We start from the raw sequence: 11645 nt of genomic DNA, 5'->3' as shown, positions 1-11645 counted from the left end.
ACGGGCATTTTGTCGAAAATAAGCCGTTTGAACATCACTTATTTGCCCCTTGCACCCTGGCTTTGCGGCTAGGCTAGGCAGAAGGTGAGGCTAAATTGGTGCTTTTATGCACTGCGAGACGACGCTTAATATTTAACTACGGAATAGACATAAGCCTATGTTAGCCTTAGTTTAATTCTTATATATTAGGGTCTGTTTATCTTTGCGGTTTACTTTATGTTCAATCTAAACGCATTCTGATGAATATAATCACTGATTTATGTGGTTAAATTCATCCATGAAGCTTGGTTACATCGCGCATCCATGCGCTCACCTCGCTAAGCTGCGAAGCATTGCTTCGGTCTTGCTCGCCTATGTACATAGCGAGTAACACAGAGCAGGATGCGTTTAGATGAACCCGCAGGGCAGCGCTTGTAGCGCATTTCTACTGTGTTGTTACATGTTCATGTAGAATAACTACACCACACATGTGCCGCCTTGTATAAATACACTACAAACTGCTGCAGAAAAAAACAACAAAGGTCAACAGACCCTAGATAATGGCGTTGGAGTTTCGCGTGTTTGCATCGAGTTTATTTCAATCTTCCGGGCCCTATCAGGCTCTGGTCGGTGAGCAGCGCCGCCCGGATCTTGATATTCTCAGGGGCATTGCCATCTTGGGGATCTTCTTCCTTAATGCCCCGTATTTTATCGATTTTGCCAATGGGTATGTGCCGCCCATTCCACTGTCCAGCGCCGATGCGATACTGACACGACTGTCCGATCTTGCCCTGGAAGGGCGCTTTCGCGGTCTGTTTTTGGTGCTGTTTGCATTGGGGTTAGTGATCCAATGGCAGCGTTGTTATGAGCATGAAGCCCCTATCCCTAAATTACAACGCCGTTTAATGGTGTTGTTGGCCATAGGTCTTGTGCACAGCCTCATTATTTGGGCGGGCGATATTCTTGTCGGTTATGCGCTGGCCGGTTTACTGGCCTTACCCATGCTGGCGAACCCTGGGCGCAAATTGACTATGCAGGGGGTGGCATTTCTAGCCTTTGGCAGTGCCATGTTATTGCTTCTGGCTGCACTGGCCAATGAGCCGCAAACCCAGTTTAGCGACCCTAACTATCAGGCCTATTTAGCGCAGTTTGACGGGAACTTTTGGCACACTCGCGGGGCCAATGCCAGCAATGGGGCGCTGATGTTGTTAGCCTTGATACTGGCAATACTCTGGCAGCAACTGGGCATGGTGTTGTTAGCCGTCGCCGCCTGGCGCAGTGGCTGGCTGGTAAGGCCCTGGCCATTGGCCCAATCACTAGCGCTGCTCGGCGTCGTGCTGGCTTGTGCTTATTTAAGCACCTGGCAATGGCAAGATAGCGGCGGCTTTAACGAAGTCCTGGCCATGGTTGTCAATTCTTTCAGCGGTTTTTGTACGGCGCTGATTGCAGTGCATCTCTTGTATCGCTGGTCGTTTGCCGACAACATACTGACCCGTGCCTTGGCCAGCGTCGGTAAGCTGTCTTTGAGCTGTTATCTGAGTCAGTCACTCTTTATGGTGACGCTTATCCATTTTATGGGCGCCGAGATGGCCACCGAGTTTCGATTGCTGGATTATATGCAGTTATCCATCCTGGTTAGCCTGGTGTTTCTGGTGGTTTGCCCCTTCTATCTGCGTGTTTTTAAACAAGGGCCTGCAGAGTGGTTATGGCGGCGCTGGTATAAGGCCAAATAACGAACGCCCACTTAGGAGCTGGCCCAGGCTTTGAAACCGTCCAAGCCAGGTGCTCAGAGTGATAGAACAACTGCGGCCCCACAAACCCAGCATTGCGAGACTTTTAAACGGATTTTTCCCGCCGAGTCGATTACAATAGGGCCAACACCAGCTAGATTGAAGTAAATATGAGCCAAGCTACCCGCCTGAATAAATACATTAGTGAAACCGGTTTTTGCTCGCGCCGTGAGGCCGATGCGCTGATCGCCGCAGCTCGCGTGACCGTCAATGGCCGGTTACCGCAAATGGGCGATAAGGTCAGCGACGCCGATGACATCTTAGTGGACGGTAAGGCACTGAAAGCTAAACCTAAGCGGGTTTATATTGCCTATCATAAGCCGGTAGGGGTGACCTGCACGACGGAACGCAAGATAAAAAGCAATATCGTCAGTGCCATTAATTACCCCGAGCGCATTTTTCCTATCGGCCGCTTAGACAGACCGTCAGAAGGGCTGATTTTTTTGACCAACGAGGGCGATATCGTCAACAAGATTTTGCGCTCGGGCAATAATCATGAAAAAGAATACGAGGTGGTGGTCGACAAACCGCTGAATAAACGCTTTGTCGAGCGGATGGCTCAGGGGATCCCTATCCTTGGCACGGTGACCAAGAAGTGTAAGGTAGAGCAAACCGGTACTCAGAGTTTTCGTATTATTTTGACCCAAGGCCTCAACCGCCAAATTCGCCGCATGTGTGAGTACCTAGGTTATGAGGTCACCAAGCTTAAGCGCACCCGTATTATGAATGTGACCCTCAGCGGTCTTAAGCCCGGTCAGTGGCGTCACTTAAGCGAAACTGAAATGGCCACCATCAATGCCTTGATTGCCAATTCGGGTAAAACCGAAGAGCATTCTCAGGATGCCCCCAGCACCCGACAACAGCCAAAACAGGATGTAAGCCAGCAGAGCGCACGAACGCCAGCACAAGAGCCGCGTGCTAAAAATCCGGGACGCAAGCAAGAAGATAATCAGGGTTCGCGTACCAATCCCGCTCATAATACCAAGCCCGGCGCTAAGCAAAGGTCTCAGGGCAAGCCGTATGCTAAGCCTGCTACTAAGTCAGATGGTAAACCGTTTGGCAGGCCTTCTGGCAAGCCAAGCGATAAGCCCAAAGCTAAGCAAACGAATGGCACCAAACCCAATAAAACTGGAGCGGGCTCTGCACCGACAAAAAGCCGTGTGAGCGGCACGCTCAGTTTAAAAAAATAAGGAAGTAGGCATGAAACTTTGGCTTGTGCCCATACTGGTATTTATTCTCAGCGCCTGCTCCGAGCCGGCGCACATCGAGCTGAACAGGGATGCCAAGGTGTTGGCCTTTGGCGACAGCCTCACCGTGTCTGTGGGAGCCAAGCACAGCAGCTACCCGAAAGAGTTGGCACAGCTAACCGGTCTGGAAGTGATTGCCAGCGGTGTTTCCGGTGAGCAGACCCATCAGGGCCTGGCCCGCCTGAGAGAAACCCTGACGGAACATCAGCCCGGTGTTCTGGTCTTGCTTGAAGGTGGTAATGATTTTTTGCGTAATAAACAGTCACATTCTGTGAAGAGTAACCTGGCGGCCATGATTGAATTGGCACATGGGCAGGGCGTTGAAGTGATCTTGGTGGCGGTGCCGCAAAAGTCACTCTTTCTGAGTGATGCCCCCTTGTATCAGGAATTGGCCGAGCAGTACCAGGTAGCCCTGGTTGCCGATACCCTCAGTGACTTACTCGGTGACAGCCAGTATAAGTCGGACCAAATTCACCTTAATGATAAAGGGTATCGACTGTTGGCCGAGGCCGTTGCCGAGCAAATCAAAGTCGTTAATTAGGCTGTCGCCCACCTAATTTGTCAGTAGGCTTTGATAAATCTCTAGCGTCTTATCGACACCTTGCTGCACATTAAATTTTTCAATGACGCGCTTTTTCGCTGCTACACCAAATTTGTTACACAGATTGCGATCTTGATAGAGGGTCATAATCGCATCGGCCAGGGCTTGGGGCTCTGACGGCGGTACGACGATGCCGGTAACGCCGTCTGCAACGAGTTCGGCATTGCCGCCGGTGTCTGAAACTATCGCTGGCACGCCATAGGAATTGGCTTCTAATACGGCGCGACACAAACCTTCTCGCTTCGTGGTTGGCAACACCACCGCGTCACAGGCCGCTGCGACCTCTGGTGCGTCTTCGCGATACCCTAAGGCGTGCACTCTCTGAGGCTTACCACTTCTTTTGATCATCTCTTGAATCGCTTCCGATTCAGGGTCGGCGCCCACCAGCAAGACATCGATATTACAGTCCTCAGGGAGTAACTGCACCGCATCCATTAAAATATGCAATCCTTTTCTTGGCCTTAAATTGGCGACCAGCGATATCTTAAAACTGTCGGCATGCATGGGCACATCACTGAGATCTGCCGGCGCGTTTTGATACCAGGATTGATCATGTCCCTTGTAAACGGTAACGGCCTTATTTTTATCTCCCCAGACATGTAGCTGTAAATCTTCGGTCACCGCATTGGCGACACAGATAATTTTATTCAGCCTGGGGTGCAGCATGGTGAGATAGATTGACGGGTCCCAGCGGGACACATTGCCCGTTTGGCCTCGGTAGGCAATCACCTTGGCCTTAGTGCCAATTGCCGCCGTTGCCCCATTGCTACAGGCGATGTTATTGAACAAGTGCAAAATGTCTATGTCATTAGCCTTAATGTACTTCCTGATCACACCCATAGTTTCTAAGGAGAGTTTCTTATTTAACGGGTTGGTTATGACCTTTATGCCTTGCTTTTCTAAGAAGGGGATCAAGGTCGACCCTGGATTGCACATAACGGTCACGTCAACAGCACCACTGTGATGAAGACCGATTATTTGTGAGGCCTCGGGGCGAATCGGGTTTATATTGTTCCGATTATGATTTGTAACTGCTAACAACTTAATTTTTTTCATATAAATAAAATAAATTCATTTAATTGTGCTTAAAGTTTTTAACTTCAATTAAACAAATCATCCTTGGTGAATTAATTGGTTTTATCTTTGGATTATATAACTCTTGTTCAATAAGAGCACCTATTTCATTAAAGCGTCTTTTGGGTCTTTGCACAGTGGACAGGTGGGTTGAAAAGTCTAGTTGTTTAAGGGCGAGCATCTACCCAGCCTTGGCTTATGGCAAGTCAAAATTTTGCTTTTAACTTAGGCGCATACAAAAAGTAGTTGGTAAATGTGAAAAGGCAAATTGTACCTAACAACTACTTCTTCCTGGTCATATGACTACTCCCTCGGTGATGCCTTTGAGTTAACCTGGCTTGCCACACTGGGAAAAAGCGTGAGCCTAAGAGCAACTATTCCCTTGCATGGAGTGAATAGGGCAGCAGCAGGGTAACATTCAATACTGGTAAAAGTTTGAACTATTTGTTATCAATAGATGAATAAATAAGTAGGGAAATGTATTAAAACGGATTGACGTGCCGCCGTATTTGTATAAGGCATAAAACAACCGTATTCACCGGTGGGCTAGGCCGGTGTTAGCTGATATAGAAAGGAGTCTCGATTGGAAAAGTTATTAATAATTTTTATTCTGGTTTTCTCGGTCTCAGTGCAGGCAAAAGACGGCAATGATTTGTTAGCCGATTGCCAAGCAGTTACAGACGCTAAAAATGGCATGACACTAGATCAGGCCGGGATGATACGCTCAGCAAGTTGTATATCCTATTTGTCCGGCTTTGGCGGTGCTCATGCGCTATCGCCGTTACAGCACAAAGGAAAGAGAATGTTTTGCATCCCCGAGGGTTTGTCTCTGAGCGATACTGCAGATCGAACCGTAAAGTGGTTACAACACAATAAGGACAAACTCCACTACCCTAAACACCAAGTTCTCGCCATGGCGAGCATAGTGAATTTCCCGTGCCGCACCCAGTAAACCTGAGTTGCTCAGTCACATTGACTGGTTGGTATCAACTGAGGCAAGTAATAGCGGTAGTCCGTAAATTAATGTACCTTATACAGGGTTGAAGTACTTAAGATGATAATAAAGACAAGGAGAGCATAATGAGATTGTTACTACCCTCTATACTAATTGCCGTATTACTCGGTGGTTGCATGGCGACACAAGAACAGCATCTAAGTGCAGAGCCGTTGGAGATCAGCTCCGAGCAATTACATAAATACTGGCGTCAGGAGCGCTCGGAATTTACCTTTAGCACCCGAACTTTTAAAAAGCCGCCAACGGAAAATGGCTATATAAAGATGCGTTATCTAATCGACTCTAACGGGGAGATTTTTGATGTCGCCATCATCGAGTCTCAGCCAGAAGGGCTTTGGGATACCCATGCATTGCGCTCGCTCAAACATCTGAAGTATGTGCCAAGTAGTGATAACACCGAACTGACGCCGGTTTATGTAACCACGGACTATCACTTTAATGTTAACTAATGCGATATTGGTGAGATGAAAAAGCCAGCTTAATTGCTGGCTTTTTTGTGCTTAGCGGCGGTGGCTATGAATGCCAAAGAATTTGCAATACAACACGGGGATCACGATCAGCGTGAGTATAGTAGCAAAACCAAGGCCGAACATGATGGTGACCGCCATGGATTTGAAGAACACATCAAAGAGCAAGGGGATCATGCCCAATATGGTGGTGATCGCCGCCATGGCCACCGGACGTACCCTGGAGACGCCCGAGTCAAAGACCGCCTGGTAAGGGTCTTTGCCCGACGCCAGCTCTATATTTATCTGATCGAGCAGTACGATACCGTTTTTAATTAGCATACCGGATAGGCTCAATAACCCGAGCAGCGACATAAAGCCGAAAGAAGCATTCATGCTCAGCAATCCAGCACTGACCCCGACTATGGCAAGTGGCACGGTGGCCCAAATCACCAGGGGCTTGCGCACCGAATTAAATAATAAAACGGTGATCACAAACATCGCCAGATAACCCAGGGGCAGGGAGCCAAATATGGCGCTGCGGGCCTTGCTGGCAGACTCAAACTCACCGCCCCATTGCAGTTCATAGCCTCGAGGTAGGGGGATGCCTTCGATGTCGGCGCGAATACGGGCAAACAGTTTGGCCGGGGTTTCATCGCCGAGGAGGTCATGGTCGGCCATCACCGTCAGGGTGCGTTTGCGGTCGCGGCGCATGATTAATGGATCTTCCCAATGCACCACAAAGTCGTCCACCACCTGAGTCACGGGTACAAACACCCTTAGTACCGGGCTGTATATTTGCAAATCGCGCAGGCTTTCTACATTGAGGCGCTCTTCCGCCGGACTGCGGGCAATAATGGGCAACAACTGGGTGCCATCGCGATACAGGCCCACGGTTTTACCACTGACACTGGTCAGCAGTAATTGGTCGAGATCGCTTTTGCTAATGCCCAGGCGACGCGCCTTTTGTTCGTTCAGAATAGGGCGGATCAGCTTGGAGCGCTGACGCCAGTCATCACGAATATGGAAGGCGCCGCCGTCCGCCGCCAGGATACTCTTGGCCTGCTCGCCAAGTTGACGCAGCACCACGGGATCGGGCCCGGAAAAGCGCGCTTCGATTTTGGCATCGGTCGAGGGGCCGATTTCCATGCGCTTAAGTTTAAGCTTGGCATCGGTAATATGGTCCTGCTCGTAGGCACGTACCCTGTCTATCATGGTCAGCACAGCGTCGCGGTCACGTACGCGAACGATCAACTGGGCAAATGCAGGGTATTGTTTTTCCGGCGCATAGGTGAGCATAAAGCGCGGCGCGCCCTGACCTATGGTGCTGGTGACCTCGCTGACCAGCTCATCGCTGCGCAGGAAGTGTTCAAGCTTGGCCACCCCTTCTCTGGTGGTGCGAATATCGGCGCCCTGGTAGTGCCAATAGTCGATATAGAACATGGGCGTATTCGAGGCCGGGAAGAAGGATTGTTTAACGGACTTAAAACCCACCAGCGCCGCTATGAGCAGCAGTAACATCAGCACTAGGGTGGTTTTTCCGTAGTGCATGGCACGGCTCAGAACAAACTTATAGGCATTAAAAAGTACGCCCTGATAAGGGTCATCGGCACTGGTATCGTCGTCTTGTTTTTGCTTAAACATCATATCGGCAAAAAAGGGCGTCAGCGTGATGGCCGTCACCCAGCTAAGCAACAAAGAGATAAACAAGACCCAAAACAAACTGCCGGCAAATTCGCCACTGGCGTCCGAGCTCAGGCCGATGGGCGCAAAAGCCGTGATGGCGATAATGGTGGCGCCGAGCAGGGGCCATTTGGTTTGGCCGACTATGTTAACCGCCGCCTGCAACTTGGTTTGCCCGCGCTTCAGGTTGATAAGAATGCCTTCGGTGATCACTATGGCGTTGTCTACCAGCATCCCCAGGGCAATGATCAAGGCGCCGAGGGAAATACGTTGTAAGTTAATGTCGAACAGAGCCATAAAAATAAAGGTGCCGAGCACGGTCAGTAGCAAGATGCCACCGATCAACAGGCCACTTTTTACACCCATAAACACCAGCAGCACCACGATAACGATGGCCACCGCTTCAAACAGGCTGAGGATAAAGCTCGACACCGAGCTTTCAACTTCCGACGGTTGATTGTAGATGGCATCGATTTCCATGCCATGGGGGCGCTGATATTCCAGGGTCTGAAGATGACGGTCGATACGCGCTCCGACGTCCACCACGTTAACGCCACTGGCAAAGGATAAACCCAGTAACAAGGCCTGTTTCTCGTTGTAACGCACTATGTGGCTAGGCACTTCGGCATATTCACGATACACTCGGGCGACATCGCCAAGATAAATCAGCTCGCTGGCGCCTGGGCTGGAGATCAGCAAATGCTCAAGCTCGGCGACATCGTCGAATTCACCGGTGGGGTGCAGACGAATAGACTCGCCATCGACCATAACCCGTCCAGCATTCGACACGGTATTTTGCGCCTGCAGCAAAGAGAAAATATGGTTGGGGCTGAGCCCGAGCTGAGCCAGCTTGTGAGTGGAGATCTCAACAATAACCTGGCTTTGCTGCTCGCCGGCAACCGTTACCTTGCCCACGCCTTCCACCAACACCAGTTCACGTTTTAAAAAGTCGACATAGTCTTTTAGCTCGTCGTAAGAGTAGCCATCGCCGGTTAAGGCCAGGGTTACGCCGTAGACATCGCCAAAATCATCGATCACCTTGCTGGGATAGACTCCTGGTGGCATGGATGAGGATAAGTCGTTGATTTTGCGTCGCAGTTCATCCCAAATTTGCTTGAGATCTTCCTTGCGATAGGTGCTTTTCATCTCCACGGTGATCTGGCTTTTGCCATTGGAAGAGATGGAGGTCACGTAATCCACATAGGGCAGCTCTTGAATCGCATTTTCTATGGGGTAGGTCACCTCTTCTTCCACCTGGCGGGGCGAAGCGCCGGGATAGGCGGTGATCACCATGGCTTTTTTCAGGGTAAATTCCGGGTCTTCCAACTGCCCCAGAGACAAATAGGAAAAGACACCGCCGAGCAACAGAAACAGCGCAAACATCCAGCTGATGACCTTGCGATCGATGGCCAGTGCAACCAAGTTCATTTACAGTCCTCGCTCTTTGTGCCAAGGACGGACCTGCATGCCTTCTTGCAGATAATGCACACCGGCGGCAACCACTTGCTCACCAGACTCAATGCCGGAACGAATTTCAATGCCGTCGCGGTGTAATTGGCCGACCACCACGGCGCGTTTATGCACCTGTTTGGTGTCCTTATTGTATACCCAGACATAGCTATTGCCTTCGGTGTCTTGTTTTGGATCTGAGAACACCGCCTCGGCGGGCAGTTTATGCCAGGCTTTCACATCCTTGGTGATTTTGCTGACATCAATATACACATGCCCGGTCATACCCGCGAGCAGGTTAAAGTCTTTGGGCACCGGTAGCGAAAAGACCACCTTGTAGGTCAGGGTAGCGGGATCGGCCTGGGTGTCGTATTCCTTGATGGTGAGCTTGTAGGACTTATCGGGAAAACCGTCGAAGATCACCGTGGGTTGATACAGGGTGTCTTTATTGACTCGGGCGACCAGTTTCTCCGGCACCTGAATTTCCACATCCATTAAATCACGGGTTTCCAGACGTAAAATATTTTGCTTGGCCTGAATGTTTTCAAAGTTCTTTACGAACACCTTGGCGACGGTGCCGGCAAAGGGCGCCCGCAATTCGGAATTCTCAAGATTGGTTTTGGCGATATTAAAGGCCGACTCGGCTACCCGAGCGTTAGCCACGGCCTGATCGAGCTCGGCGCGGCTGGCAATGTTTTTGTCGAATAAGGCCTGCACGCGCTGCAATTGTGAGGTTGCCAAGTCGTAGCGAGCCTTGCGTTCGTCATATTGCAGTTGGAAGTCTTCGGGATCGAGTTTCGCCAGTAACTCACCTTTTTCTACTTGCTGGCCAGCCAACACGGGAAACTCAAGGAGTTCGCCGTTAACGCGAAATGCAAGATAAGAGCCTTGGTGGGCCACCACTTCCGCGGGAAAACTGCGCATCATGCTTTCATCGCTTTTACCTACGGTGAGCAGTTTAACCGGGCGGATAGGCGCGCTCTGCTCAGTTTGCTCGGCTGGTTCGCTGCAGCCGAAGAGGGCTGTGCAAAGGGCCAGCGTGGTGATAGAAAGAATACGCCGCATAAATTCTAGACTCCCTGTTAGTGGTTGAGATTGTGGCCATTATTGCTACACAGATTACTGTAGGATAAGATAAAATTAAAATTATAAATATCTTTAAACAAGATTAGTTTTACTTATGAAGTTGGCGTGGCTCCAGGTTTTAGACGTGCTTTCACGCAGTCGCTCATTAAGCGAAGCGGCTGAGCGTTTGCACAAGACCCAACCGGCATTGACCATGACGGTAAAGAAAATTGAAGAAGCGGTAGGCTTTGCGGTGGTCGACCGCGGCGGGTACCGTTTTTCTCTGACCGAGCAGGGGCAGGCCTATTGTCGCCGTGCCCAGTACCTGCTGCGCGATTTACAGGAACTCAGCGAATTTAGCAGCGAACTAGCCAATGGCAACGAGCCCTTGTTTCGTTTGAGTTACGAGCAGGTGTGTGTCGGCGAAGAGCTCAGTGCCATACTCAAATCTTGTTATCACGAATTCCCTCATACCGACTTTGCCATCGACAGCGGTAAGCGCTTCAGCGCCTTGGAGCAGGTGAACAGTGGCAAGTCGGATTTAGGCATAGGCCCTTGGTTTGATATTTTCCATGCCACCGGCGATTTAGAAAGTATTCCGGTGGGAGAGATCCAAGTGGGGCTGGTGGCCTCGCCTCGGCTTATTAGTGAACCAAGGCTGAGCTACAAGCGTTTGCAGCAATATCCCTGTGTGGCCATGTATGAAAGCGATATGCCTTTTGAACACGGGCGCATGCCGTTTTTAAATCAGGTGGCCAAGCTGAAAATAGATGACACCTTTGCGCTGCGCTCACTCTTGCTCAATGGCGCCGGCTGGGCCTTAATGTGCTTGGATTTGTGCCAGCAGGAAATCGACTCCGGACAATTACAGGTGTTGGAACTGACCGACAGAGAGCACTCCTTTAGGGCGCAAATTCGCGCCTTTCGCCGCCACTCGGCACACCATGGTCCGGTAGCACGCAGTCTCTGGCAACGTTTGGAGGTGCTTGCCAATGGATAAAAAAACGATGATTTATCAGGTGGTGGCCGCCATTCCAAAGGGCAGAGTATGCAGTTATGGCGAAGTGGCAAAAAGAGCCGGTTTACCCGGATACGCTCGTTTTGTTGGCCATACGCTGAAGACGTTGCCATCCGATTCGCGGATACCTTGGTATCGGGTCCTCAATAGCCAGGGCAAGATCTCTTTCCCCTCGGGCAGCGATGGCTTTATACGCCAACAGCAAGCACTGCTGGCCGAAGGCGTGCTGGTCACCGATGGTAAGGTTAGTATGGCTAAGTTTGCCTGGAAGCTATAAC

General features: G+C 50.4%; 10 protein-coding genes. 7 read left to right on the top strand and 3 right to left on the bottom strand.

Features of this window, described 5'->3' with window-relative positions; genetic code table 11:
* Nucleotides 1-557 precede the first annotated feature (557 nt).
* The 3 genes from KD147_RS17010 to KD147_RS07960 all read left to right on the top strand — a co-directional run bounded on the left by KD147_RS17010 (nucleotide 558) and on the right by KD147_RS07960 (nucleotide 3557).
* Entirely contained in the window at nucleotides 558-1712 is a 1155-nt protein-coding gene (locus KD147_RS17010; RefSeq protein WP_212547459.1) for a DUF418 domain-containing protein, read from the top strand.
* Nucleotides 1713-1879: 167 nt separating this feature from the next.
* A complete protein-coding gene (gene rluF / locus KD147_RS07965) occupies nucleotides 1880-2959 on the top strand; it encodes a 23S rRNA pseudouridine(2604) synthase RluF (RefSeq protein WP_212547458.1) in 1080 nt (359 codons plus the stop codon).
* A 10-nt stretch (nucleotides 2960-2969) separates the two neighbouring features.
* The gene (locus tag KD147_RS07960) at nucleotides 2970-3557 is read left to right on the top strand and encodes a GDSL-type esterase/lipase family protein (RefSeq protein ID WP_105254633.1); all 588 of its coding nucleotides are present in this window, start codon (nucleotides 2970-2972) and stop codon (nucleotides 3555-3557) included.
* Nucleotides 3558-3569: 12 nt separating this feature from the next.
* On the opposite strand, the gene KD147_RS07955 is transcribed toward KD147_RS07960, so the two are convergent.
* Nucleotides 3570-4673, bottom strand: a complete 1104-nt coding sequence (locus KD147_RS07955) for a glycosyltransferase (RefSeq protein WP_212547457.1) — start codon at nucleotides 4671-4673, stop codon at nucleotides 3570-3572.
* Nucleotides 4674-5274: 601 nt separating this feature from the next.
* Between KD147_RS07955 and KD147_RS07950 the strand changes: the two genes are divergently transcribed.
* Both KD147_RS07950 and KD147_RS07945 read left to right on the top strand, forming a co-directional pair.
* A complete protein-coding gene (locus tag KD147_RS07950; RefSeq protein ID WP_212547456.1) occupies nucleotides 5275-5643 on the top strand; it encodes a Rap1a/Tai family immunity protein in 369 nt (122 codons plus the stop codon).
* Nucleotides 5644-5771: 128 nt separating this feature from the next.
* Entirely contained in the window at nucleotides 5772-6155 is a 384-nt protein-coding gene (locus KD147_RS07945) for an energy transducer TonB (RefSeq protein WP_105254636.1), read from the top strand.
* A gap of 51 nt (nucleotides 6156-6206) precedes the next feature.
* Here KD147_RS07945 and KD147_RS07940 read toward each other — a convergent pair whose 3' ends face one another.
* Nucleotides 6207-9263: an efflux RND transporter permease subunit gene (locus KD147_RS07940; RefSeq protein ID WP_212547455.1), complete on the bottom strand. Its 3057-nt coding sequence runs from the start codon at nucleotides 9261-9263 to the stop codon at nucleotides 6207-6209.
* Nucleotides 9264-10349 carry an efflux RND transporter periplasmic adaptor subunit gene (locus KD147_RS07935; protein WP_105254638.1) on the bottom strand — a complete coding sequence of 362 codons (1086 nt, stop codon included), beginning with the start codon at nucleotides 10347-10349 and terminating at the stop codon, nucleotides 9264-9266.
* A gap of 115 nt (nucleotides 10350-10464) precedes the next feature.
* Here KD147_RS07935 and KD147_RS07930 point away from each other — a divergent pair, with 115 nt between their 5' ends.
* The gene (locus tag KD147_RS07930) at nucleotides 10465-11349 is read left to right on the top strand and encodes a LysR family transcriptional regulator (RefSeq protein WP_212547454.1); all 885 of its coding nucleotides are present in this window, start codon (nucleotides 10465-10467) and stop codon (nucleotides 11347-11349) included.
* Entirely contained in the window at nucleotides 11342-11644 is a 303-nt protein-coding gene (locus KD147_RS07925) for an MGMT family protein (protein WP_199774864.1), read from the top strand. The genes KD147_RS07930 and KD147_RS07925 overlap by 8 nt, the downstream gene beginning before the upstream one ends.
* Nucleotide 11645: the final 1 nt, after the last annotated feature.

The organism is Pseudoalteromonas sp. BDTF-M6 (genome assembly GCF_018334135.1).
Lineage (GTDB): Bacteria > Pseudomonadota > Gammaproteobacteria > Enterobacterales > Alteromonadaceae > Pseudoalteromonas.
The sequence above is the reverse complement of the archived record's forward strand: the minus strand, read 5'-3'. Positions and strand labels throughout refer to the sequence as shown.

Excerpts from the sequence above, each read along its gene's own strand:
- rluF (WP_212547458.1), top strand. The coding sequence starts at position 1,880 with ATGAGCCAAGCTACCCGCCTGAATAAATACATTAGTGAAACCGGTTTT.
- KD147_RS07960 (WP_105254633.1), top strand. The coding sequence starts at position 2,970 with ATGAAACTTTGGCTTGTGCCCATACTGGTATTTATTCTCAGCGCCTGC.
- KD147_RS07955 (WP_212547457.1), bottom strand. The coding sequence starts at position 4,673 with ATGAAAAAAATTAAGTTGTTAGCAGTTACAAATCATAATCGGAACAAT.
- KD147_RS07945 (WP_105254636.1), top strand. The coding sequence starts at position 5,772 with ATGAGATTGTTACTACCCTCTATACTAATTGCCGTATTACTCGGTGGT.
- KD147_RS07940 (WP_212547455.1), bottom strand. The coding sequence starts at position 9,263 with ATGAACTTGGTTGCACTGGCCATCGATCGCAAGGTCATCAGCTGGATG.
- KD147_RS07935 (WP_105254638.1), bottom strand. The coding sequence starts at position 10,349 with ATGCGGCGTATTCTTTCTATCACCACGCTGGCCCTTTGCACAGCCCTC.
- KD147_RS07930 (WP_212547454.1), top strand. The coding sequence starts at position 10,465 with ATGAAGTTGGCGTGGCTCCAGGTTTTAGACGTGCTTTCACGCAGTCGC.
- KD147_RS07925 (WP_199774864.1), top strand. The coding sequence starts at position 11,342 with ATGGATAAAAAAACGATGATTTATCAGGTGGTGGCCGCCATTCCAAAG.